Source organism: Micromonospora sp. NBC_01699 (assembly GCF_036250065.1).
Taxonomy (GTDB): domain Bacteria; phylum Actinomycetota; class Actinomycetes; order Mycobacteriales; family Micromonosporaceae; genus Micromonospora_G.
Genome location: NZ_CP109199.1, coordinates 1,354,995 through 1,378,430, shown reverse-complemented (window position 1 = coordinate 1,378,430; position 23,436 = coordinate 1,354,995). Strand labels below are relative to the sequence as shown.

The following is a 23,436-nucleotide window of genomic DNA, read 5'->3' as shown; positions in this document are numbered from 1 at the left end:
TCCCATGACACGGTGTAGCTCACGATGCGATGCCCTCTCCGGTGCCGGTGTACACCTTCAGCGGTTTGGTGGTAGTCCCGTCGGACACATATACCGTCAGGCGGCTACCCGGCGGCAACATTCCGGGTGGTGCCTCGTCGCAGCCGATGTACTCGCCTCTGCTCACGCAGCTCGGTTTGTTCACCACCAGTATCGCTTCCCGGGGTGCACCGGGCTTGCGCAGCAGTGCCGCCCTCGACCCACGTCGACGACAAAGACCCGGCATTTCCAGGGCGTACTGCCGAACTACCAGGCTGGCGCGCGTCGATGATGGGCCTCCGAGTCAGATCTGGTTGAGTCCGCCGTCGGCGAACAGTTCGGCGCCGGTGACGAAGCTGGCCTGTTCGGAGGCGAGGAAGAGGACCGCGTTCGCGATCTCCGCCGGCCGGGCCATCCGGCCCAGCGGTACCTGCCCGGCGAGGAAGCCCCGGAGCTGTCCGGCCTGTTCCTCATCGGGGGCCAGGCCGGTGATGCCGGGGGTGTCGGTCGGGCCGGGCGTGATCGTGTTGACCCGAATTCCACGGCCACGCAGCTCGTTGGCCCAGGTACGGGCGAACGACCGGATGGCCGCCTTGGAGGCCGCGTAGACGCCGAACGCCTCGGCGCCACTGGTGGCGGCGGTGGAGCCACTGAGGATGATCGACGCACCATCGTTGAGCAGCGGCAACGCCTTCTGCACGGTGAACAGGGTGCCCTTGACGTTGACGTCGAAGGTCTGGTCGAAGTGCTGCTCGGTGACCTGCTCCAGGGAGGCGAACGCGCCCCCACCCGCGTTGGCGAACAGTACGTCCACCCGGCGTCCCTGCTGCGCCACCGCTTCGTACAGTCGGTCCAGGTCAGCGAGGTCCGACACGTCGCCGGCCAGCGCGGTGACGTCGCCGTCGAGCTGTTCGACGGCCGCGTCGAGCTGCTCCTTGCGCCGTCCGGTGATGAAGACGTGTGCGCCCTCGGTGGCGAACCGCTGAGCCACGGCGAGGCCGATGCCGCTCGTCGCCCCGGTCACGACCGCGGTCTTGCCAGTCAGTTGTCCCATCGAAGTTCCGTCCCGGATCCTGTTCGGTACCGATCGGTACTGAAGTAGACCGTAGCACGCCCCGGCGAAGTTGTGTACCGATCGGTTTTGGGGCGAACTAGGATGGGTGCATGAGCGCTACCCAGCCAACCTCCGTCGGCCGACCCCGTGGCTTCGACGCCGACCGGGCACTCGACCGCGCCCTGGAGGTCTTCTGGCGACAGGGCTACGAGGGAGCCTCACTCCATGACCTCACCGAGGCAATGGAGATCAACAAAACAAGCCTGTACGCCGCGTTCGGCAACAAACGGGACCTCTTCGACAAGGCGCTCGCCCGGTACGCCGAAGTCGACATGGCGTACGCCCGTACCGCGCTCGCCGCACCCACGGCCCGGCAGGTCGCCGAGACCTTTCTCCGCGAAAACGCCAAGGCGGTGACCACCCCGGGGCGGCCCGCCGGCTGCTTCTCCATCCAGAGCGGCCTGGCCTGCGGCCCGGCGAACGCCGACGTGACCGCGACCCTGGCCCGCGCCCGCAAGGCGGGAGAACTGGCCATGCGTGACCGGTTCCAGCGCGCGGTCGACGAGGGCGACCTCTCCCCCACCAACAGCCCGGACGACCTCGCCCGGTACGTCATGACCGTGTCCGAGGGGCTCGCCGTCCACGCCTCCGCCGGCGCCACCCGACAGGACCTGGAGCGCGTGGTCGACCTGGCCCTACGCGCCCTACCCGGCCAGTAGGACGACCACCGCCTATGTCGCGTGGGAGAAGGCCGCCTCGTACCTGAGCAACGTGTCGACGAACGTCCGCTGTTGCGCCGGGCTCAGCGGCATCAGCGCGTGCCGCCACGCATGGGCGCCCGGGGACAGCCAGGCAGCGATGGCGGGGCGGCTCTCCGGGCTGATGTCGATGATGCGCCGGCGACGATCGGCGTCGTCCTCGCGCCGTACCAAGACTCCCTTGCGGCTCAGGTCGCTCACGATCAAGCTCACCGTGGTCGGCGCGACAGCCAGCATTCCGGCCAGTTGAGAGACGGTCAGCGGACCGTCGAGCAGGAGCAGGGACAGCATCGACAGATGCCTCGGCGCCAGATCGAGTGATCGCAGTTGTTCCGGCAACGGCAGGCGTTTGACCCTGCCGACGAGCCTCGGCATCACCAGGAGCAACTCCCTGACCGAGTCGTCCGTGGCGTCAGGCGTTGACATCCGCCCACCTCCCAAATACCTTTGTTATCAAAGATGTTTTGAAGCCAAACTTGTTCACGGAGGATCGTATGCCCCACCTCAGCGTCCACGTCCTGGAGAGCGACCTGGCCGGCCGGGAGACCGCGCTGATCGAGAAACTGACCGATGCGGTTGTCGAGGTCTACGGGGACTGGGCCCGCGGCATCGCGGTCGTGCAATTGATCGGCTTGCCGCCCAACCGATGGGGCATCGGCGGCGTGCCAGCACAAGCGCCCTCGCCCAGCGTTACGTTCGGCATCAGGGAAGCCGCGTTCGGCCGACCCGACGCCGACGAGATCGTCGCCCGCCTCGTCTCCGGAGTCACGGACGCCATCGTCGATGTCTTCGGGGAGCACGTCCGCGCTGGCGTGACGGTCGAGCTGGTGGGCACTCCGGCCGGCCGCACAGGCATTGGCGGCGTCGTCGTGACGTCATAGCAAGTGTTCGACGTACCCTGCATCCACCTCGGCGCATTCGCCGGCCCCGTCATACCGAGGACGAGGCACTTTGTTCAACTTCGGGCCGCCCCCTCATCCACTTGGCCATCTGCCACTCGGAGGGCTCGGACAGGTCGCCAAACTTCACACCGAGATCCTTGCGCACCGCCGTGTAGAAACGGCCTCGTGCTTGACCGGTGGACCCTACAGCCTCGTCCCAGGTAAGATCACTAGCCTCCCCGACGGCCAAGCGCATGAGGCGGAGGGTCCCCTGATGCCACTCCCGCGCAGCCGCGACAACCGCATCGTCGCCCAGCATCAGCACCGCCTCCCACTTCGTCGTACGCTCTTCCTCGGCCAGGATCAGTTCGCCGTCGCTCGTCTCCCCACCAAACCAGAAATTGTCGTGGTAGACGCCGCGCTTCGCGGCGAGACGGACCGCGATCGAGGTAACCCTCTTAATCGCGTGTGCGTAGTCGGAGTAGGCGGCAAACCGCCGCTCATCCCAGCGAACCGACTGTTGCCGACGCCAGCGGCCCCGCTCCTGCGCTGTCGTTGCGACGTATGTGGCCACGGCGCCGACGAGCACACCGACGAGCGCCGGCAACTGAAGCAATAACGGGTGCATGCTGATTCCAATCCGGAGGGCTGCGCCGCACGGTCACTCACCTTGCCAGAGCGACGCAAGTGCTTGCCCCGGTCAGGGGCTACAGATTGACTGGGCCACGATTCCAAGAGGTGGAATCGCGGCCCAGCGTTCCGCCGACAGGTCGGAGGGTCTACGGATCGGGTTTGCCCTTCGTCGTCGTGCCACGCAATACCGGCACCGACCAACCGACAACGCGCTCCCACGTCGTACGCGCGTCCGGTGGCTGACCGGTGTCCAGCCGCGCGAAGGCCGTCAGCAGGTCGACCCAGCAGGACGCCAGGTACAGGGCCAGCGAAAGCGGCATCCCGGCGTACTGGTCGGTCAGTTCGGCCTGCGCGGCAGGACACGGCCACGGCCTGCCGCAGGCGCGGCAGTCGTAGAGCGGCGCCCGAAAGCCATGCTCAAGCTCTCCGTCTTCTCAGACGCCCCAGCGGTCGTTGACGCATCGCAGTACGGGTGAACTGGCCAACGCGGCTCTGTCCAACGGACCAGCGGCGTAGACCTTGAACACGGCCGTCTCGCCTGGCAAGAGGGTGACCAGGGCGTCGTCCACCACGGCGGTCGGATCGAGTCGGTCGGCGGCAAGCACCAGGTCCCGCAGAATCGTCCGAGCGGTCACTCGTACGCGCGTGACGTGGCCGGTGGCGTCGGCCGACGACTCGATCTCCGTGTCGTACGCGGCGGGCGGGTACGCGACATCGCGGTCCTCGGCGAAGAACCAGAAGGTGCGCTCGCCCGTACCGACTGCTTCGGCTAGCAGTAGTTCGTGGCGGGGGCGGTCGGTGGTGGAGAGGTCGGACGGGAGCGGGACGGTGGTTGCCGAGTGGGGCGATACGTCCAGGTCGAGGGCTGTCTTCGCGGCTGGTTCCCCGGCCAGGGTCAGCCGGGTCACGGTTACCGAGGTGCGCCACGGCTCACCCCCGTCGTTGACCGCGACCAGGTTCAACCCACCACCGTCAGCCGGCTGTACGGTCAGCAGCCGGTCGGCGTAGACCCGGCGCAGCGCGTACCAGAGGGGTTTGCGACGGCCGTCGCCGTCGACGGCGGCCCACGAGGTGACCGGCCAGCAGTCGTTGAGCTGCCAGACGATGGTGCCCATGCAGAGTGGGCGCAGGGCCCGGAAGTGTTCCACGCCGAGCGTGATCGCGCGGGCCTGGTTGAGCTGGGTCAGGTAGTGCCAGTCGTCGAAGTCGGCCGGGGCGGGCAGGTGGGCGTCGAGTCCCCGTTGCAGTTTCGCGTCCCCGTCGCGGGCCTTCTGGTGGTGGGCCATGCCGGGCGAGTCGTGGGCCAGGGGTTCGTCGCTCAGCGCCCGGCGCAGCGTCGCGTACGCCGGTGGGGCCTGGTAGCCGAACTCGGCCACGAACCGGGGCCGGTACTCCCGGTACTTCGTGTAGTCCTCCCGGTTCCACACGTCCCAGATGTGCGTGCTGCCGTACGCGGGATCGTTCGGGTGTACGTCGGTGCGCCCCGACCACGGGCTGCCCGGCCAGTACGGTCGGGTCGGATCCAGCTCCGCCACGATCGCCGGCAACAGCTCGAAGTAGTAACCGGCGCCCCAGGTGCGCCCGGCCAGCGGCTCCTGCCAGTTCCAGTCGTGCCAGCCCCAGATGTTCTCGTTGTTGCCGGTCCAGAGCACCAGGCTCGGGTGGCTGGCGAGCCGGACCACCTGCTCACGGGCCTCGGCTTCCACCTCGGCGGCGAACGGTTCCTCCTCCGGGTACGCCGCACAGGCAAACAGGAAGTCCTGCTGGACCAGCAGTCCCAGTTCGTCGGCGAGGTCGTAGAAGTCGTCGGACTCGTACCGGCCGCCGCCCCAGATCCGGAGCAGGTTGACGTTCGCGTCGACAGCCTGGCCGAGCCGGGCGGCGTAACGCTCGCGGGTGACCCGGGTGACGAAGACGTCGTCGGGGATCCAGTTGACGCCGCGTACCAGGATCGGGGTCTCGTTGACCACGATGGTGAACGCCGAGCCGTGTTCGTCCTCGCTGGTGTCGAGCCGGGTCGACCGGAAGCCGATCCGGCGCTGCCAGGTGTCGAGCGCGCTCCCGTCGGCGCCGCGCAGGGTCACGTCGAGCGGGTAGCGGCTCTGTTCGCCGTAACCGCGCGGCCACCACAGCTCCGGGTCGGGCACGTCGACGGTCAGCGTCGTACTCGTAACGCCTGCCGGGATGACCGCTTCGGTGCGTACGCCGGCGATTGCGACACTGACGGTCAGCGGCTCGGCGGTGGCGCGATCGACGGTGACCCGCGCCTGCACCCGGCCGGTGTTGTCGGTGACCGTGACCAGCGGGCGGACCTCGGCCAGCCGGGCGACCGACCAGGTGTGCAGCTCGATCGGCTGCCAGATGCCGGCGGTGACCAGCGTCGGACCCCAGTCCCAACCGAAGTTGCAGGCCATCTTTCGGATGAAGTTGAACGGCTCCGGGTACGCGTTCGGCCGGTCCCCGAGCCGGTCCCGCTGCTCCTGGGCGTAGCGGTACGCCGAGTCGAACCGGACCACGAGGGTGTTCTCCCCCGGCAGCAACAGCGAGCGTACGCCGAACCGGTAGCTCCGGTGCATGTTGGCGGTACGCCCCACCTCGACCCCGTTGAGCTGGATCGTCGCCACCGTGTCCAGCCCACCGCAGACCAGGTCCACCCGCGCCGCCGTCTCGTCGTCCCACTCGAAAGTGGTCCGGTAGACCCAGTCGGTCCGCCCGATCCAGGCCACCGCCAGCTCGTTGGCGTCCAGGTACGGGTCCGGGATCAGCCCGGCGGCCAGCAGGTCGGTGTGCACACAACCGGGGATCGACGCCGGCACCGGCTGGTCCGGCATCGACGTGGGAACCCCGGAATCGGGTACGGGCCGGACCGACCAGCCGTCGTGCAACGGTCGCCGGGTGGGGATCGTCGCCGGCTCGGATGAACGAAACGTCATGACTTGATCGCGCCTTCCATGATTCCTCGAACAATTTGCCGGCCGCCGATGAAGAGCATGATGAGCAACGGGATCGTCGCCACCAGTGCACCGGCCAGGACCCGTCGATAGAGCACGTAGTTTCCGCTGGCCAGGTCGGAGAGGGCCACCATCGAGGTCGGGTAGTCGGTCCCGTTCAGGGTGATCAACGGCCACTGGAAGTCGTTCCAGGTCCCCACGAAGGTGAGCAGCCCGAGTACGGCCAGCGCCGGCCGTACCGCCGGCAGCACGACGCTGGCGTAGATGCGCATGGTGGTGGCGCCGTCGATCCTGGCCGCCTCGACCAGCTCGTCCGGCACCGCCTCCAGGATGAACTGCCGCATGTAGAAGACCCCGAACGCGCTGACCAGGCCGGGCACGATGACGGCGAGCAGGGTCCCGTTCCAACCGATTTTGCCCATCACTATGTAGAGCGCGACCACGCCGAGCTGGTTCGGCACGGTCAGGGTGAGAATCACGATGACCATCAGCGCGTTGCGGCCCTTGAACCGCAGCTTGGCGAAGGCGAACCCGGCCAGCGAGCAGAAGAACAGCACCGCCACGGTGACGACCGACGACACGATGGCGCTGTTCGCCAGCGACTGGACGAAGTACACGTCCTGCATCGAGAAGACCTCGCGCAGGTTGGTCAGTAGCTGATCACCCGGCACCACCTGCGGTGGGATCCTGGCCAGTGCCGCGTCGGTGCTGGTGGCGATCACCAGCATCCAGTAGAGCGGGAACGCGGAGAACAGGATGACCAGCGAAAGGAAGAGGTAGTTCCACACGCTGCCGGGGGTGTCCGCCGGGGCCCGCCCGCTCAGCGCACCCCGTCGGCGGTTGCGGCGGCGCGGGGCCTGCGGGGTGATGGTCGTGCCACTCATCGCTTCCCCCCGCCGAGCCGGTTGGTGATCAGCGCGTTCAGCGCGGAGACGACCACGATGATCAGGAACAGACCCCAGGACATGGCGGCGGCATAGCCGAGGTTGAGGTCCTTCCAGCCGACCTTGTAGATGAGCTGGGCGATGGTCTGCCACTCACCGTTGGCGCCGCCCGTGGCCGCCTGCGCGTTCTGCTCCAGCAGCATCGGCTCGGTGAACAGTTGCAGCCCACCGATGGTCGACAGCACCACCGTGAAGATCACAACAGGCCGGATCATCGGTACGGTGATCCGCCAGAGCTGCCGCCAGACACCTGCCCCGTCGACGGCCGCCGCCTCGTAGATGTCCCGCGGAATCGACTGCATAGCGGCCAGGTAGAGCAACGCGTTGTAGCCGATCCACTTCCAGTTGACCATCGTGGCCAGCACCGTCCAGGACGACCACTTCGCGCTGCGCCAGTCGATCGGCTCGTCACCGGCCAGGTGCAGCACCGACAGCACCCAGTTGGCCACACCCGTGTCCCGGGCGAAGACCACCGCGAAGACCAGCGTCGAGGCGGTGATCGGGGTGACGTACGGCAGCAGCACGCCGACCCGGAACCAGGTCTGGGCCCGCAGCCTGCGGTTGAGCACCGACGCGATGACCAGCGCCAGGGTCAGCTGAGGCACGGTGGAGAGCAGGAAGATGCCGAACGTGTTGTAGAGCGCGTTCCAGAAGTCGTCGTCGGTGAGCAGTTTCTCGAAGTTCGCCGCGCCGGCCCAGCCGGTCAGGGTCGGATCGTCCAGCCGCCAGTGCCGCAGCGCGACCACGCCGTTGAAGATGATCGGGAACAGCCCGAACACCAGGAACAGCAGGAAGAACGGGGCGACGAGCAGGTACGGCGTGTAGCGCATGTCGAAGCGGTGCAGCCGGTTGCGCCAGCGGTGCCGGTCGGGTTCGCCCCGACCGGCGGGGCGCCCGGCCGGTCCGCCGGGCGGGGCCGCCGGGGTGGCACGGGTGGTGGACATCGGACCTCCAGGAGCACTGGTCAGGACGTGGACGCCTTCTGGGCTTCCTTCGTCGCCTCGGTCCACGCCTGTCCCAGCGGCTTGCCCTTGAGGTCACCGTTCTGCATCCGGTTCAGTACGTTCTCCACCGCGACCCGGGTCGGACCGTTCTTCTTGCCCAGGTACTGCGGGGTCAGGCCCTCCGCCGTCTTCGAGAAGATCTGGCCGACCGGGGCGTTGTTGAAGAACGGGTTGGTGAAGTCCCGGATCGCCGGGTCCTGGTAGAGCGCCGGCTGGGACGGCAGGTTGCCGACCTTCTTGAAGATCTCGATCTGCTGCTCCGGCTGGATCAGCCACTCCAGCAGCTTGTACGCCTCGTCCACGTGCCTGCCCTGCTTGGGAATGGTGAGAAACGAGCCGCCCCAGTTGCCGCCGCCGCCGGGAACCGCGGCGACATCCCACTTGCCGGCGGTGTCCGGTGCGGTGTTCTTGATGTGCCCCTGCATCCACGCCGGGCAGGCGAGTACGGCAAAGTCGCCCTTGACGAAGGCGGCGTTCCATTCGGGCTGGAAGGCCGGCAGGTTGGCGGAGAGGTCCGCCTGGATCGCCTTGGCCGCCACCTCGAACGCGACCTTCGGTCCGCCCTCCATCAGCAGCGCCTCGCTCGGGTCATAGAAGCCGACCGCCTGCTGACCGAGTACGGGGTTGAAGATGTTGGTGCCGGAGTCGATGAACTTCTTGCCCATTGCCCTGGTGTAGGTCTCGCCGGTCGCGATGAACTGGTCCCAGGTCGACCAGAGCGCCGAAACCTTGTCCCGCTCGGTGGGCAGGCCGGCGGCCTGGAACAGGTCGGTCCGGTAGCACATGGCCAGGCCGCCGACGTCGGTGCCGAGCCCGATCTGGGCCTTGCCGTCCGGGGTCAGCGACTGCTTCCACTTCCACGGCAGGTACTTGCTCTCGTACTGGCCGGCGCCGGAGTCGAGCAGGTTGACGAACTTGTCGGCCTGGCCGCGGAACTGGATGACAAAGCCCTCGTCGATGGCGGCGATGTCGGGGGCACCATCCCCGGCGATCAGCTTCTTTTGCAGGTCCTCGTGCTGGGCGTTGTACTCGCCGGTGTTCAGGCTGATCTTGACGTTCGGGTTCGCGGCCTCGTACCTGCTCTTCAGCTCGTCCAGCCCGAAGTCGCCCCAGTACGCGATCTTCAGCGTGACGCCGCCACCCGACTCGGAATCGCCGCCGCTGTTGCCACTGCAACCCGCGACCAGAAGCACCCCGGCCGCACTCGCGGCGACCAGCCGGACCCAACGGGCCCCGGACCCTGCCATGTCATCCTCCACTGATGGGAACGCTCCCGACATCGAGGAACGTCGACTGAACCGGATAAGTGAAGCCACCGTACGGTTGCCTTTCATCGGTGTCAATGGCGTGTTAACAGCGTGGGCATCACGTGATCACCCCGCCCCGGTCGCTATGCTTAACCGGACAAGCGGACCGCGTTGGTGATGGCATCGCGGCCCGATCCGCCACGACCCGCTCCGAGCCCGTCCGGCCGAGTCGACGACCAGCCCGGAACCCCTTCCGGCCGACCAGTGAGGAGCGCCGGTGAAGCGGCCCACCATCGCCGACATCGCCCGCCAGGCCGGGGTCTCCAAGGGCGCAGTGTCGTACGCCCTCAACGGCCAGCCCGGCGTCTCCGAGACCACCCGGCAGCGCATCATCGCCATCGCCCGGGAGATCGGCTTCAACCCGAACAGCGCCGCCCGCGCCCTGAGTGGCGCCACCGCCAACGCGGTCGGGCTGGCCCTGCGTCGACCGGCCCGGATCCTCGGCATCGAACCGTTCTTCATGGAGCTGATCAGCGGCGTCGAGGCCGAACTCTCCGCCCGCTCGTACGCGCTGACCTTGCAGATCGTCGCCGACCCGGAAACCGAGATCGCCGTCTACCGTCGCTGGTGGGGTGAACGGCGCATCGACGGTGTCCTCCTCTGCGACCTGCGGGTCGATGACCAACGGGTGCCCGCCCTGGAGGAGATGCAACTACCCACCGTGGTGATCGGCGGTCCCGGCCACACCGGGCGACTCACCAGCGTCTGGTCCGACGACGCGGCGGCCCTGGTCGAGACGGTGGAATACCTGGTGGCGCTGGGCCACCGACGGATCACCCGGATCGGTGGCCTACCCGGCCTGCTGCACACCGAGATCCGTACGGCGGCGTTCACCGAGGTCTGCCGGCAACTCGGGCTGGACCGGACCCGGACCGTCGGCTCGGACTACACCGGCGAGGAGGGCGCGCGGGTCACCCGCCGACTGCTCAGTTCCGCCGAACGCCCGACCGCCCTGATCTACGACAACGACGTGATGGCGATCGCCGGACTGTCGGTCGCCCAGGAGATGGGCCTGTCCGTCCCCACCGACCTCTCCATCGTGGCCTGGGACGACTCACCCCTCTGCCAGCTCGTACACCCCTCGCTCACCGCACTCAGCCGGGACATCCCCGCGTACGGCGCCCACGCCGCCCGCCACCTCCTGTCCGCCATCGCCGGCACCCCCATCACCTCCTACCAAGACGAAACCCCCCACCTAACCCCCCGAGGCAGCACCGCCCCACCCCAAACCCCCTAAACCCCTCTCCCCTCTCCCCCTCCTCCCCCTCCTCCCCCCGCGCCCCCTCCTCCCGCCCCCCTCCTCGTCGATCTAGGGCAAATGGTGGCGAGTTGATCTCTAATCACACGTATTTGCCCTAGATCGACGGGGCTAGGGCGGGGGAGGGCGCGGCGCGGGAGGGGGGAGGAGGGAGGAGGGGGAGGAGGGGGAGGAGGGGGAGGAGGGGGGAGGCGGGAGGCGGGAGGCGGGAGGGAGGGGGTTAAGCGGTTAAGGGGGTGGGTGGGTGGTGGGGTATGTGGGGGTGAGGGTGGGGGCCGGTACGATCGGGGTGGTTAAGGCGACTGGCGCGGTGAGGTGGAAGAGACCACCGGGGAGCGACCGAGATAGTGCGCCGCGCGCCTGGGTGCACGTCAACCGGGACCGTCCGGTACGGCCATGGCCGGACCGAGGGCGGGACCGGCAGAGCCTTGTCCGGTCGCACTCCGCAGCCGGGCGAGTGCCGAACCCAGCAGGAGGACCCTCGTGCACGTACCGCCCATTCCCGCCCTGACCGCCGCCGATCCGCAGTTGGCCGCGCTGATCGAGTCCGAGTCACAGCGCCAGCACGACAAGCTGCGCATGATCGCCTCGGAGAACTACGTCTCCACCGCCGTACTTGAGGCGAGCGGGACCGTGCTGACCAACAAGTATTCCGAGGGCTACGCCGGCAAGCGGTACTACGAGGGCCAGCAGTTCATCGACCCGATCGAGACGCTGGCCATCGAGCGGGCCCGCGCGCTGTTCGGCGTCGACCACGCCAACGTGCAGCCGTACTCCGGGTCGCCGGCGAACCTTGCCGTCTACCTGGCGTTCCTGTCGCCGGGTGACAAGGTGATGGGGATGGCGCTGCCGATGGGCGGCCACCTGACCCACGGTTGGTCGGTGTCGGCCACCGGCAAGTGGTTCACCCCGGTGCGCTACCAGGTTTCCCGGGAGACCGGCCGGATCGACCTGGACGAGGTACGCGACATCGCCCTGCGCGAGCGCCCCAAGGTGATCTTCTGCGGTGGCACCGCGGTCCCCCGGACGATCGACTTCCCCGGTTTCGCCGCCATCGCCCGCGAGGTCGGCGCGATCCTGGTCGCCGACATCGCGCACATCGCCGGCCTGGTCGCGGGCGGGGCGCACCCGTCGCCGGTCGGTCACGCCGACGTCATCACCACCACCACCCACAAGACCCTGCGCGGCCCGCGCGGCGCCATGATCATGACAACTTCCGAGTACGCCGGCCCGATCGACAAGGCGGTCTTCCCCGGCCTTCAGGGCGGCCCGCACAACCACACCACCGCCGCCATCGCGGTCGCCCTGAAGGAAGCCTCGACCGACGACTTCCGGCGGTACGCCCACCAGGTGGTCGCCAACGCCCAGGCGCTGGCCGCCGCCCTGGTCGAGCGCGGCTTCGCGCTCTCCTCCGGTGGCACCGACAACCACCTGATCCTGGCCGACCTGACCAGCAAGGGCATCGCCGGCAAGCCGGCCGCGCAGGCGCTGGACCGGGCCGGCATCGAGCTGAACTACAACACGGTGCCGTACGACACCCGCAAGCCGTTCGACCCGTCCGGGATCCGGTTGGGTGCGGCGGCGCTGACCACCCGTGGGCTGACCGAGCAGCAGATGCCGCAGGTGGCGACCTGGATGGACGAGGCGGTCACCGCCGCTCTGAAGGACGACGAGGGCGCCCTGGACCGGATCGCGGGCGAGGTCAGCGACCTGCTGGCCGCGTACCCGATGCCGGGTTACAGCGCCGCCTGACGCCGCTACCGGCCCGGCGCGGACCCCGCGCCGGGTCGGACCGGCCCGGTCCATCGGGAGTCCCGTTCACAAGCGGGCGGCCGGGCGTCGTCCACAATCGAGCGTGGCTCAGCGGTACGGGGTCGGGAACTCCTCCAGGTACGCCTCCACCCGCTCGGCGGTGGCGGGACGGGCCAGTACGTAGCCCTGGCCGAACCGGCAGCCCGCCAGCCATGCCTGCTCGACCTGGTCGGCGGATTCCAGTCCGCCGGCGACGATCTGCACGCCGAGGCGGCGGCCGAGACTCACCACCACGGCGATGACGGGCTGGCCCCGACCCTGCCGGCCGTCCGGCTCGGCAACCAGCCGACGGTTGATCTTCAGGATGTCGACCGGCATCCGGCGCAGTTGGGCCAGGGACATGGGTCCCAGGCCGAAGTCGTCCAGGGCGGTACGCACCCCGAGCGCCCGCAACCGGCCGAGCTGGTTGACCACCGCGCGCAGGTCGCCCTCCCCGCTCGGTTCGGCGATCTCGATCAACAGCCGGTCCGGCGCGATCCCGTGGAGGGTGAGCGCCGCCGCGACCCGGCCGACGAACTCCGGTCCGGTCAGCTCGGCCACCGACACGTTGATCGACATCCACAGCCGGCGCCCGCCGCGGGACCACTCGGCGAGTCGGCGGCAGGCCCGGTGCAGCACCCACCTGCCCAGCTCGTCGATGAGCCCGAGGTCCTCGGCCACCGGCACCAGCTCGGCCGGCAGCACCGTACCGAGCACCGGGCTGCGCCAGCGCACCAGTGCCTCGGTGCCGACCGGGCACTGGTCGTCCAGGTCGAGCACCGGCTGGTAGACCAGGTCGAACTCACCCCGTCCGGCGGCGCCGGGCAGTTCCCGTTCGAGGTCCATCCGGCGTATGAGCTGCTCCTCCGGGTAGCGGTCGTACCACTCGATCCGGTTCCGCTCGGGTTGCCGGGCCGGCTCGGCGCGACGCAGCACGTCCACGTCGCTGCCGCCGGCCGGCGTCGGTCGGGCCGATGCCGGCCGACAGCGAGCTTGGGGACGGGTCGATACGGGTCCGGGGTGGTGTGGGGGGCGGTGCGGGAGGCGGGTTCGGCTGAGGGTTGCGGCGTACCCATCAACCGTCAACGAGGGATTCGGGGCATGGTTACGCCCCGGCCGGCGGCGCGGGACCGGACGGGTGCGAAACTAGGGAGGTGAGCAGCACCGACACCGTCCACTTCCGGTACAGCCAGGCGATCTGGGTGGCCGCCGTGATCGCGTTCATCAGCGCCCTGCCGCTGGCCAGCGCCGGCTGGTACCTCACTCCCATACTGGTCGTCCCGCTGCTGATCGGCGTCTGGGCCTGGCGTGCCGGCACCGACGCGGACCGGGCCGGGATGAAGGTCCGGGCCCTGTTCGGGCAGCGGCTGATCCCCTGGCACGAGGTGGTCCAGCTCGGCGTCGACGACCGGCGCCGGGTGATCGCGTCGCTCACCGGCGGTCGGTTCGTCCAACTGCCGGCGGTGCCGGCCGCCGACCTGCACCGGCTGGTCGCCGCGAGCGGTCAACACCTCCTGGGTACGGACGACCAGGAGCCCTCGACCGCCGCGTGACCGGGCCGGCGGCGTGTGATCGGGCCGGCTCGACTCAGTAGCCGTCGACCACCTCGTTGAGCAGCGGCTCCCCGGCGACGAAGCGGCGCAACTGCGCACCGGCGAGCCGGTAGCCGCGCGGATGCAGCCCGCGTACGGTGCCGCCGACGTGCGGGGTGAGCAGGACGTTCGGCAGGTCCCAGAGCGGATGGCCGGGCGGCAGCGGCTCCGGGTCGGTCACGTCGAGCGCCGCGCTCAGCCGACCGGTCTGCAACTCCGCCACCAGCGCCTCGGTGTCGGCCACCGGCCCACGGGCGGCGTTCACCAGCAGCGCGCCGTCCGCCATCGCGGCCAGGAAACGCGCGTCGACCATCCCCCGCGTCGCGTCGGTGAGCGGCACCAGCAGCACCACGATGTCGGCCGCCGGAAGCAACTCCGGCAGGTCCGCCACCCCGCGTACGCCCTGTTCGGGACGGGCGGTCCGGGCGACCAGGGTCAGCTCGACCTCGAACGGCAGCAGGCGGGCAACCAACGCCGCCCCGATCGACCCGGCGCCGACGACCAGCACCCGCTTGCCGGCCAGCTCGTCGGTCGGCGTCGCGCTGGCGTACGACCACTCGTGCCGGGACTGGGCGCGGGCGAAGAACGGGAACGCGCGCAACTGGGCGAGGATCGCGGTCACCACCCACTCGGCGGTCGGCGAGTCGTGCACACCCCGCGCGTCGCAGAGCACCACCCCGTCGGGCAGCCGACCGGCCCAGGCATCCGCGCCGGCGGTGAGCAACTGCACCACCCGCAGGTCGGGCAGGTCGGCGGCGAGGCGTACGGTCTCGGACCGGGCGAGGAACGGCGGCACCCAGAACCCCACCCCGGACGGGTCGGAGGGCAGCCGGTCCGGTTCCGGGGCGATCTCGACGCGTACCCCGTCGGGGACGGGTCCGAGCATCGACCGGCCGTGCTCGTGCGGGATCCAAGCCTTCACAGCCGCCGACCCTAGCCGCCGGGCGGGTTCAGCGCAGGGGCAGGTCGACCCGCGCCGCCGGCAGGTAGATGTCGTACCCGGCGACGGTGGTGGCGGTCACCGGCACCCCGGCCCCGGCAAGATGCCCGGCCACCGAGGCGCTCAACGCCGTCCCGGCCGGCAGGACGTACGCCGGTCGCCCGGCCCGCCCGACCTCGTCCCGGTACGGCAGGTACCGGTCCCAACCGGCCTCCAGGTCGTCCCGGATCACCGCGCAGACCAGTCGTTCGCGGGTCAGGAAGGTGATGTTGTTGCAGGTCCAGTACTCGCCGTAGAACCGGTCGACGCCGAGCCGGTCCAACGCCACGACCAGGTCCCGCCGCTGGTCCGCCACCCCGGCCGCCTCCGGTGCCCGGACGACCAGTTGCCCGGTGGCCACCAGCATGCTCGCCACCAGCCCGGCCAGCAGACCCAGCGCCGGCCGGCGCAGCCGCCCCGCCGCCGACCAGAGCGGCCAGAGCAGTGCCGGGAACGAGATCAGCAGGCAGGACAGGTAACGGGAACTCTCCACCGGGGTGTTGCCGGCGGCGCTGCTGCTCGCGTACGCGATCAGGCTCAGCGCGGCACCGACCACCAGGACCAGCCGACCACCCTGGCGGACCCGCTCGACGCCGGTGGCGACCCGCAGCGCCCTGACCGCCAGCAGCCCGGCCACGACCAGCAGCACCGGACCGGCCACGCCCCACCAGAGCTGCCACGGCTCACACCGGTCCGGCGCGCAGAACCCGGTGCCCATCGGCATCCCGAACAGGATCCCGCCGTGCAGCCGGTCCGCCCACGACGCGCCCGGACCGCCGCCGAGGGTGGCGTAGATGGCCAGCGAGCGGTTCGCCGGCACGGTGGTCAGATTGTGCAGCACGATCGGCACCAGCCCGACCAGCAGCCCGCCGCCGAGCGCCAGACCGGCCCGGCCGCGCAGCTCCCGCCAACCGACGGCCAGCAGCAGTACGCCGGCCGCCCCGACGTACGGCAGCACCAGCCAGTCGTCCCAGAGCGTGAGCCCGGCGACCAGCCCGAATCCGGCGTACGCGAACAGCCGGCGGCGGCCCACCGTGACGCCGAGACCGAGGTTGACCGCGAGCAACACCAGCAGCACCCCGGCCGGATTCATCTCCGGGTAGCCACCGGCGGCAACAAGCTGGTTCTTCAGCACCCGGTCGGAGCCGAGCGCCAGCAGGCCCACCGTGACGGTGGCCAGCCACGGGCTGTAGAGCCGGCTGGCGAGTCGCCAGAGCAGGACCAGAAACGCGGCGTAGAGCAGCAGGTTCGGCAACCGCAGGGCAAGGGTGGACGGGCTGAACAGTACGAACAACGGCGCCGCGAGGTACGACTCCAGCGCGCCCATGTAGTGCTGGCCGTAGAAGAACAGCGGAAACCTTCGGCCCTGTGCGACGTGCGTCGCCACCAGGCCGCTCGTCGCCTCGTCACTGTTCGTCGGCGGCACCTCGACCAGCAGCAGAACCAGCCGGTACACGACTCCGACCAGGCCGAATCCGACCGCCACCGGCACGACCAGGCGTTGGTACCGGCCGCCGGCCGCCTCGAATTCCGCCGGCTGCGTCACTGCCCCGATCGCCACGGCCGCGAGTCTCGCACGCTTGCCGGGATATGTCCGGTTGTCGTCCCGCGCGTCGGCGGCGGGGTGCGCCGGATTGGTCGAGCGGCACATCGGGCAACCGCGCGGTCCGGCTAGGGTGGGCCGGGTGAAGGTTCGCCACCCGTACTCCCGCCGCACCCGGACCCGGGCGGCGGTCGCGCTCTGCGCGGCGGCCGTCCTCGCCACCAGCGGATGCGCCTTCGGCGATCCGGAACCGGATCCCGCCGGCGAACCACCAACCTTCCCCACCCCGTCGGTCACCGCGACCGCCCGCCCCGGCGGCGTCGAACAGCAGGTCGCGGCCACCGTGCTGGCCACCGGACTGCGGGTGCCGTGGGGGATCGCCTTCCTACCCGACGGCGGTGCCCTGGTCACCGAACGGGACACCGCCAAGATCCTCAAGGTCGGGCCGGAGTCCGACACGGACGGCCTCAGGGTCACCGCCCTGCAAACCCTGCCCGAGGTGGACGCGGCCGGCGAGGGCGGGCTGATGGGAATCGCCGTCTCCCCGGCGTACGACCGGGACAAGACCCTCTTCGTCTACTACTCGACCGGCGAGGACAACCGGATCGCCAAGCTCGTCATCGGCGGAAACCCGACGCCGATCGTCACCGGCATCCCGCTGTCCGGCATCCACAACGGCGGCCGGCTCGCGTTCGGCCCGGACGGCTACCTCTACGCGACCACCGGCGACGCCTCCCAGCGCGGCCTGTCCCAGGATCCGAAGAGCCTCGGCGGCAAGATCCTGCGGATGACGGCCGACGGCAAACCGGCCCCCGGCAACCCGTTCCCCAACTCGCTGGTCTGGTCGCTGGGCCACCGCAACGTGCAGGGCATCGCCTGGGATGCGAACAAGCGGCTGTACGCCAGCGAGTTCGGCCAGAACACCTGGGACGAGATCAACCTGATCGAACCCGGCAAGAACTACGGCTGGCCCGACGTCGAGGGACAGGGCGACGCCGAAACCGACCCGAAGTTCACCAAGCCGCTGGCGGTCTGGCGCACCGCCGACGCCTCCTGCTCCGGGGTCGCCGTCGTGGAGAACCTGCTCGCCGCGGCCTGCCTGCGCGGCGAACGGGTCTGGCTGCTGGAACCGACCGCCGCCGGTGGCGTACTCGGCCAGCCCCGCTCGATCCTCACCGGCGAGTACGGCCGCCTGCGTACCGCCGTCACCGCCCCCGACGGTTCGCTGTGGGTTTCCACCTCCAACCACGACGGGCGGGGTGACCCCGCCCCGACCGACGACCGGATCGTCCGGCTCGTCTTCTCCGGCGGCGGCGCCGGCCGAAGCTGACCAACAGACGGACACCACACGATGTCAACCGACCGGCCTGACCGGGTTTCCCGGGAACCCGCACCGGGCAGGGAATGATTTGCGCATGGACAGGCAAGGAAGCGACGAGGAACAGACCGCCGGCACCGGACGGACCCGGGCGGTCCGGCGTGGGCTGCGCCCGGTCGGCCGGGCCCTGCGCCTGCTCGCCCGCCCGGTACGGCCGGCGCTACGCCTCACCGGCCGGGCCCTGACCTCCACCATCGCCCGCCGGACCGGCATGGGCCTGGGCATCGTCGCGGTCGCGCTCGCCGGAGTCGTCGGCGGGGTGCTGCTCGCCGGCCCGATGAACGTCGACATCGGCCCGTTCCGCGCCCAGATGGCGATCACCCCCGCCGCCGGCGGCGGCACCTCGGTCGACATCCCGCCGCTGGGCGCACTCCAGATCGACAGCCACGCCGGCCCGGCCCACCTGTCGATCCAGCTCGGCGCCCTCGACCTGCGTCGCACCGAGGCGCTGATCGGCGACCCGGCCGGTATCGCCCGCGCCAGTCAGTCCGCCGTCTCCGACGTCACCGACGGTGTCATCCGGGTCGGGCTGCGTACGGTCGCGGTCGCCGTACTGGCCACGCTGGTCCTCGCCTTCCTGGTGTTCCGCAACACCCGCCGGGTCGCCTGGGCCGGCGGGCTCTCGCTACTGATCACCGGAGGCAGTCTCGGCGTCGCCGCGCTGACCATCCGGCCGGAGGCGATCGAGGAACCCCGCTACGAAGGACTGCTGGTCAACGCGCCCGCCGTCGTCGGCGACGCCCGACGCATAGCCAACGACTACGGCAAGTACGCCGACCAGGTACAACGCCTCGTCGGCAACGTCAGCAAGCTCTACACCACCGTCTCCGCGCTCCCGGTCTTCGAACCGGCCCAGGGCACCACCCGGGTGCTGCACGTCTCCGACATCCACCTCAACCCGACCGGGTGGCAGGTGATGCGCACCGTCGTGGAGCAGTTCGACATCGACGTGGTGATCGACACCGGCGACATCACCGACTGGGGCAGCGAACCGGAGGCGTCCTTCCTCGGCTCGATCGGCGTGCTCAAGGTGCCGTACGTCTTCATCCGCGGCAACCACGACTCCGCCGCCACCGCCGCCGCCGTGGCCCGGCAACCGAACGCGATCGTGCTCGACAACACCGTACGGACCGTCGCCGGGTTGACCATCGCCGGCATCGGCGACCCACGGTTCACCCCGGACAAGGAGACCTCGCCGAACGGCTCCGGCGCCACCCCGCAGGTGCTGGAACAGGTCACCGGCGCCGGGGTGAAACTCGCCACCACCGTACGCGCGGCGAATCCGCCGGTCGACATAGCGCTCGTCCACGACCCTGCGTCCGGCGGCGCGCTCAACGGCGCCTGCCCGCTGGTGCTGGCCGGTCACGTACACCACCGGGAGATCGACCCGCTGCCCCAACTGCCCGGCCAACCGCCCACCCTGATGCTGGTGGAGGGCTCCACCGGCGGCGCCGGCCTACGCGGCCTGGAGGGCGAGAAGCCGCTGCCCCTGGCCCTGTCCGTCCTCTACTTCGACCAGCAGCGGATGCTCCAGGCGTACGACGACATCGAGGTCGGCGGCACCGGCCAGGCCCAGGTGAGCCTGGAACGCCACCTGGTCCAACCCCCACAGCCCACCCCCACCACCAGCGCCACCCCCACCCCCGGCACCACCACCCCCGCCCCCAACCTCCCCGGCACCCCACCCCCCGTAATCCCCCCCACCCCCACCCCCACCCGCTAACCCCCTCCCCCCACCCCTCTCCTCGTGGATCTAGGGCAAATGGTGGCGATCAGAGATCAACGCGCCCCCATTTGCCCTAGATCCACGAAGCAACAACACCCACCCACCCCGAGTCACGGCCGCGAGCACGGGGCAGGGCAGGGGCCTCATGTAGAGAAGGAGTGGTTACCCCTTCAGGGGTAACCACTCCTTCTCTACATCTGCGTGAACCTCCGCCGCAGCCCACCCGCGCGGGTCGAGCGGGTGGGGCGGAGGGGGTGAGTCAGCCGAGGTCAGTTAGCTCAGGCGGGTCAGGATCAGGTCGCGTACGGTTTTGGCGTCGGCCTGGCCTCGGGTGGTCTTCATGACGGCGCCTACCAGGGCGCCGGCGGCGGCGAGCTTGCCCTCGCGGATCTTGGCGGCGATGTCCGGGTTGGCGGCGATCGCCTCGTCGACGGCGGCGGTGAGCGCACCGGTGTCGGAGACGACGCCGAGCCCACGGGCGGCCATGATCTCGGTCGGGCTGCCCTCGCCGGCCGCCACGCCTTCGAGCACGGTACGGGCGAGCTTGTCGTTGAGCTTGCCCTCGTCCACCAGGCGCTGGAGTTCGGCGACCTGGGCCGGGGTGGCCCCGATCGCGGCGAGGTCGACGCCGGCCTCGTTGGCCCGGCGGGACAGCTCGCCCAGCCACCACTTGCGGGCGCTGGCCGGGGTGGTGCCGGCGGCGACGGTCTGCTCGATCAGCTCGACCGCACCGGCGTTGAGTACGGACTGCATGTCGAGGTCGGACAGCCCCCACTGTTCCTGGAGCCGCTGGCGGTGTACGCGCGGCAGCTCGGGCAGGGCGGCCTTCAGCTCGGCGACCCAGGCCCGGTCCGGTGCGATCGGCACCAGGTCCGGCTCGGGGAAGTAGCGGTAGTCGGTGGCGGTTTCCTTGGACCGGCCGGGACGGGTGCCGCCGGTGTCCTCCTGGAAGTGCCGGGTCTCCTGGATGATCTTCGTACCGGCGTCGAGCAGGGCGGCTTGCCGCAGCATCTCGGAGCGGACGGCCCGTTCGACGGAACGCAGCGAGTTGACGTTCTTCGTCTCGGTACGGGTGCCCCACTCGTCGCCCGGCAGGTTGAGGGAGGTGTTCACATCGCAGCGCAGTGAACCCTCCTCCATCCGTACGTCGGAGACGCCGAGCGAGCGGAGTACGTCGCGCAGTTCGGTGACGTACGCGCGGGCGGTCTCGGGGGCGAGCGCACCGGTGCCGGGGATCGGCTTGGTGACGATCTCGACCAGCGGGATGCCGGCCCGGTTGTAGTCGACCAGGGACTCGGTGGCACCGTGGATGCGTCCGGTGGCGCCGCCGACGTGCAGCGACTTACCGGTGTCCTCCTCCATGTGCACCCGTTCGATGCCGATCCTGACGGTCTTGCCCTGCACCTCGACGTCGAGGTAACCGTCGACGCAGAGCGGTTCGTCGTACTGGCTGATCTGGAAGTTCTTCGGCATGTCCGGGTAGAAGTAGTTCTTCCGGGCGAACCGGCACCAGTCGGCGATGCTGCAATTGAGCGCGAGGCCGATCCGGATGGTGGCCTCGATCGCCGCCTTGTTGGCCACCGGCAGCGAGCCGGGCAGGCCGAGGCAGACCGGGCAGGTCCGGGTGTTCGGCTCGCCGCCGAAGTCGGTCGGGCAGCCACAGAACATCTTGGTGTTCGTGCCCAGCTCGACGTGGGTCTCCAGGCCGACCACCGGCTCGTACCGCTCGACGACGTCGTCGTACGAGGGCAGGACGATCGCGCTCATCAATACTCCAGCTCTCGTGCGACATCCAGACAAAGCATGTTCAAGCGTACTCAGAGTGCCGGCGGGGTGAAGGTGCCGACCGCCGACTCCAGGGCGGCGGCGACCCGGTACATCCGGTCGTCGGCCATGGTCGGGGCCATGATCTGGAGGCCGACCGGCAGCCCCTCGGACAGGCCGCAGGGCACCGAGATCGCCGGGCCGCCGTACAGGTTGGTCGGGATCGTGTAGAGGTCGGCCAGGTACATCTGGTACGGGTCCCCGGTGCGCGACCCGAACGGGAACGCCACGAACGGGGTGGTCGGCGAGATCAGCACGTCGACCTGCTCGAACGCGGCGGTGAAGTCGCGGGTGATCAGGGTACGGACCTTCTGCGCCTGCCCGTAGTAGGCGTCGTAGTAGCCGGACGACAGCGCGTACGTGCCGAGGATGATCCGCCGCTTGACCTCGGGGCCGAAGCCCTGGTCACGGGTGAGGGACATGACCTCTTCGAGCGACTTGACCCCGTCGTCGCCGACCCGCAGGCCGAACCGGACCCCGTCGAACCGGGCCAGGTTGGACGAGCACTCGCTCGGCGCGATCAGGTAGTACGCCGGCAGCGCGTACTCGAAGTGCGGGCAGGAGACCTCGACGACCTCGGCACCGAGCTTGGTGAGCGTGTCGACCGACTCGCGGAACGCGGCCAGCACACCCGGTTCGGCACCCTCGCCGGAGAACTGGGTGACGATGCCGAGCCGTACGCCGGTCAGGTCGCCGGTGGCGCCGAGCCGGGCGGCGGCGACCACGTCCGGGACCGGCGCCGGGATGCTGGTGGAGTCGCGCGGGTCGTGGCCGCCGATGACCGCGTGCAGCAGGGCGGCGTCTTCGACCGTACGGGCGCACGGGCCGGGGGTGTCCAGCGACGACGAGAAGGCGATCAGCCCGTAGCGGGAGGTGCCGCCGTAGGTGGGCTTGGCGCCGACGGTGCCGGTGACGGCGCCGGGCTGGCGGATCGAGCCGCCGGTGTCGGAGCCGATCGCCAGCGGCGCCTCGTACGCGGCGAGCGCGGCGGCGCTTCCGCCACCGGAGCCGCCGGGGATCCGGCCCAGGTCCCACGGGTTGTTGGTGGGCCCGTAGGCGGAGTATTCGGTGGAGGAGCCCATCGCGAACTCGTCCATGTTGGTCTTGCCGATCGGCACCGTACCGGCGGCGCGCAGCCGGGTGACGATGGTCGAGTCGTACGGTGGGCGCCAGTTTTCGAGGATCTTGGAGCCGGCGGTGGTCGGCACCCCCCTGGTGGTCAGCACGTCCTTGACGGCGACCGGCACACCGGCGAGCGGGCCGAGCGGTTCTCCGGCGGCGCGGCGGGCGTCGACGTCGCGGGCGGCGGCGAGCGCCCCCTCGGTGTCGACATGCAGGAAGGCGTGCACCCGGTCGTCGACCTCGGCGATCCGGTCGAGGTGCGCTCGGGTCACCTCGACCGCGGACGCCTCGCCACCGGCGACAAGGGCCGCGACCTCCGTCGCGGTCATCCTGGTCACGTCACTCATGCCGGTCAGGCCTCCTCGTCCAGGATCCGCGGTACGCGGAAGCGTTGTTCCTCAACATCCGGTGCACCGGACAGCGCCTCGGCCGGGGTCAGGCACGGCACCACGACATCCTCGCGGAGCACGTTGGTCAGCGGCACGGAGTGCGAGGTGGGCGGGATGTCGGCCGCGGTGACCTCGCCTACCCGGGCCACCGACTGGAGGATCACGTCGAGCTGGCCGGCGAAGGTCTGCAACTCCTCCTCGGTGACGGCGAGCCGCGACAGTCGCGCCAGGTGCGCGACCTCCTCGCGGGAGATGGCGGCCATCGGTGCCCCCTTCGTGCGTGG

22 protein-coding genes and 1 riboswitch are annotated in these 23,436 nt (G+C 70.1%); of the genes, 7 read left to right on the top strand and 15 right to left on the bottom strand.

What is annotated here, in order from left to right:
- Window positions 1-19 precede the first annotated feature (19 nt).
- A complete protein-coding gene (locus tag OG792_RS34620) occupies window positions 20-265 on the bottom strand; it encodes a DddA-like double-stranded DNA deaminase toxin (RefSeq protein ID WP_442932384.1) in 246 nt (81 codons plus the stop codon).
- 57 nt (window positions 266-322) lie between these two features.
- Complete coding sequence (locus OG792_RS06235; RefSeq protein ID WP_329108212.1) at window positions 323-1,072, bottom strand: SDR family oxidoreductase; 750 nt, start codon at window positions 1,070-1,072, stop codon at window positions 323-325.
- A 110-nt stretch (window positions 1,073-1,182) separates the two neighbouring features.
- Here OG792_RS06235 and OG792_RS06230 point away from each other — a divergent pair, with 110 nt between their 5' ends.
- Window positions 1,183-1,791 carry a TetR/AcrR family transcriptional regulator gene (locus OG792_RS06230; RefSeq protein ID WP_329108210.1) on the top strand — a complete coding sequence of 203 codons (609 nt, stop codon included), beginning with the start codon at window positions 1,183-1,185 and terminating at the stop codon, window positions 1,789-1,791.
- A gap of 12 nt (window positions 1,792-1,803) precedes the next feature.
- Here OG792_RS06230 and OG792_RS06225 read toward each other — a convergent pair whose 3' ends face one another.
- Window positions 1,804-2,256, bottom strand: coding sequence for a MarR family transcriptional regulator (locus OG792_RS06225; protein ID WP_329108208.1), 453 nt, complete (start codon window positions 2,254-2,256; stop codon window positions 1,804-1,806).
- Between the two features lie 68 nt (window positions 2,257-2,324).
- Here OG792_RS06225 and OG792_RS06220 point away from each other — a divergent pair, with 68 nt between their 5' ends.
- Window positions 2,325-2,711: a hypothetical protein gene (locus OG792_RS06220; RefSeq protein WP_329108206.1), complete on the top strand. Its 387-nt coding sequence runs from the start codon at window positions 2,325-2,327 to the stop codon at window positions 2,709-2,711.
- A gap of 49 nt (window positions 2,712-2,760) precedes the next feature.
- Here OG792_RS06220 and OG792_RS06215 read toward each other — a convergent pair whose 3' ends face one another.
- The 6 genes from OG792_RS06215 to OG792_RS06190 form a co-directional block, all read right to left on the bottom strand.
- Complete coding sequence (locus OG792_RS06215) at window positions 2,761-3,339, bottom strand: hypothetical protein (protein ID WP_329108204.1); 579 nt, start codon at window positions 3,337-3,339, stop codon at window positions 2,761-2,763.
- A 151-nt stretch (window positions 3,340-3,490) separates the two neighbouring features.
- On the bottom strand, window positions 3,491-3,664 hold the full coding sequence (locus OG792_RS06210) for a hypothetical protein (RefSeq protein WP_329108203.1): 174 nt from the start codon (window positions 3,662-3,664) through the stop codon (window positions 3,491-3,493).
- Window positions 3,665-3,778: 114 nt separating this feature from the next.
- A complete protein-coding gene (locus OG792_RS06205) occupies window positions 3,779-6,277 on the bottom strand; it encodes a glycoside hydrolase family 2 protein (RefSeq protein ID WP_329108201.1) in 2,499 nt (832 codons plus the stop codon).
- Complete coding sequence (locus OG792_RS06200; protein WP_329108199.1) at window positions 6,274-7,179, bottom strand: carbohydrate ABC transporter permease; 906 nt, start codon at window positions 7,177-7,179, stop codon at window positions 6,274-6,276. The genes OG792_RS06205 and OG792_RS06200 overlap by 4 nt, the downstream gene beginning before the upstream one ends.
- Window positions 7,176-8,183, bottom strand: a complete 1,008-nt coding sequence (locus tag OG792_RS06195) for a carbohydrate ABC transporter permease (RefSeq protein WP_329108197.1) — start codon at window positions 8,181-8,183, stop codon at window positions 7,176-7,178. The genes OG792_RS06200 and OG792_RS06195 overlap by 4 nt, the downstream gene beginning before the upstream one ends.
- A 20-nt stretch (window positions 8,184-8,203) precedes the next feature.
- Window positions 8,204-9,490, bottom strand: coding sequence for an ABC transporter substrate-binding protein (locus OG792_RS06190; protein ID WP_329108195.1), 1,287 nt, complete (start codon window positions 9,488-9,490; stop codon window positions 8,204-8,206).
- A gap of 277 nt (window positions 9,491-9,767) precedes the next feature.
- Here OG792_RS06190 and OG792_RS06185 point away from each other — a divergent pair, with 277 nt between their 5' ends.
- The gene (locus OG792_RS06185) at window positions 9,768-10,787 is read left to right on the top strand and encodes a LacI family DNA-binding transcriptional regulator (protein ID WP_329108193.1); all 1,020 of its coding nucleotides are present in this window, start codon (window positions 9,768-9,770) and stop codon (window positions 10,785-10,787) included.
- Window positions 10,788-11,096: 309 nt separating this feature from the next.
- A riboswitch (ZMP/ZTP riboswitch) is annotated at window positions 11,097-11,181 on the top strand.
- 110 nt (window positions 11,182-11,291) lie between these two features.
- Entirely contained in the window at window positions 11,292-12,560 is a 1,269-nt protein-coding gene (gene glyA / locus OG792_RS06180) for a serine hydroxymethyltransferase (protein WP_329108191.1), read from the top strand.
- Between the two features lie 108 nt (window positions 12,561-12,668).
- On the opposite strand, the gene OG792_RS06175 is transcribed toward glyA, so the two are convergent.
- Window positions 12,669-13,541 (bottom strand): EAL domain-containing protein, encoded by an 873-nt coding sequence (locus OG792_RS06175; RefSeq protein WP_329108189.1) that lies wholly within the window; start codon window positions 13,539-13,541, stop codon window positions 12,669-12,671.
- 212 nt (window positions 13,542-13,753) lie between these two features.
- Here OG792_RS06175 and OG792_RS06170 point away from each other — a divergent pair, with 212 nt between their 5' ends.
- Window positions 13,754-14,152: a PH domain-containing protein gene (locus OG792_RS06170; protein ID WP_329108187.1), complete on the top strand. Its 399-nt coding sequence runs from the start codon at window positions 13,754-13,756 to the stop codon at window positions 14,150-14,152.
- Window positions 14,153-14,186: 34 nt separating this feature from the next.
- Here OG792_RS06170 and OG792_RS06165 read toward each other — a convergent pair whose 3' ends face one another.
- Together OG792_RS06165 and OG792_RS06160 are read right to left on the bottom strand one after the other, a co-directional pair.
- Entirely contained in the window at window positions 14,187-15,113 is a 927-nt protein-coding gene (locus OG792_RS06165) for a 2-hydroxyacid dehydrogenase (RefSeq protein ID WP_329108185.1), read from the bottom strand.
- A 28-nt stretch (window positions 15,114-15,141) separates the two neighbouring features.
- Window positions 15,142-16,731 (bottom strand): hypothetical protein, encoded by a 1,590-nt coding sequence (locus OG792_RS06160; RefSeq protein WP_329108183.1) that lies wholly within the window; start codon window positions 16,729-16,731, stop codon window positions 15,142-15,144.
- 124 nt (window positions 16,732-16,855) lie between these two features.
- Here OG792_RS06160 and OG792_RS06155 point away from each other — a divergent pair, with 124 nt between their 5' ends.
- Together OG792_RS06155 and OG792_RS06150 are read left to right on the top strand one after the other, a co-directional pair.
- Window positions 16,856-18,043 (top strand): PQQ-dependent sugar dehydrogenase, encoded by a 1,188-nt coding sequence (locus OG792_RS06155; RefSeq protein ID WP_329108181.1) that lies wholly within the window; start codon window positions 16,856-16,858, stop codon window positions 18,041-18,043.
- A gap of 85 nt (window positions 18,044-18,128) precedes the next feature.
- Complete coding sequence (locus OG792_RS06150; RefSeq protein ID WP_329108179.1) at window positions 18,129-19,814, top strand: metallophosphoesterase family protein; 1,686 nt, start codon at window positions 18,129-18,131, stop codon at window positions 19,812-19,814.
- A 276-nt stretch (window positions 19,815-20,090) separates the two neighbouring features.
- On the opposite strand, the gene gatB is transcribed toward OG792_RS06150, so the two are convergent.
- The 3 genes from gatB to gatC are packed head-to-tail and all read right to left on the bottom strand — an operon-like array spanning window position 20,091 to window position 23,415.
- The gene (gene gatB, locus OG792_RS06145) at window positions 20,091-21,584 is read right to left on the bottom strand and encodes an Asp-tRNA(Asn)/Glu-tRNA(Gln) amidotransferase subunit GatB (protein WP_329108177.1); all 1,494 of its coding nucleotides are present in this window, start codon (window positions 21,582-21,584) and stop codon (window positions 20,091-20,093) included.
- A gap of 50 nt (window positions 21,585-21,634) precedes the next feature.
- The gene (gatA, locus tag OG792_RS06140) at window positions 21,635-23,110 is read right to left on the bottom strand and encodes an Asp-tRNA(Asn)/Glu-tRNA(Gln) amidotransferase subunit GatA (protein ID WP_329108175.1); all 1,476 of its coding nucleotides are present in this window, start codon (window positions 23,108-23,110) and stop codon (window positions 21,635-21,637) included.
- A 5-nt stretch (window positions 23,111-23,115) separates the two neighbouring features.
- Entirely contained in the window at window positions 23,116-23,415 is a 300-nt protein-coding gene (gene gatC, locus OG792_RS06135; RefSeq protein WP_329108173.1) for an Asp-tRNA(Asn)/Glu-tRNA(Gln) amidotransferase subunit GatC, read from the bottom strand.
- Window positions 23,416-23,436 lie beyond the last annotated feature (21 nt).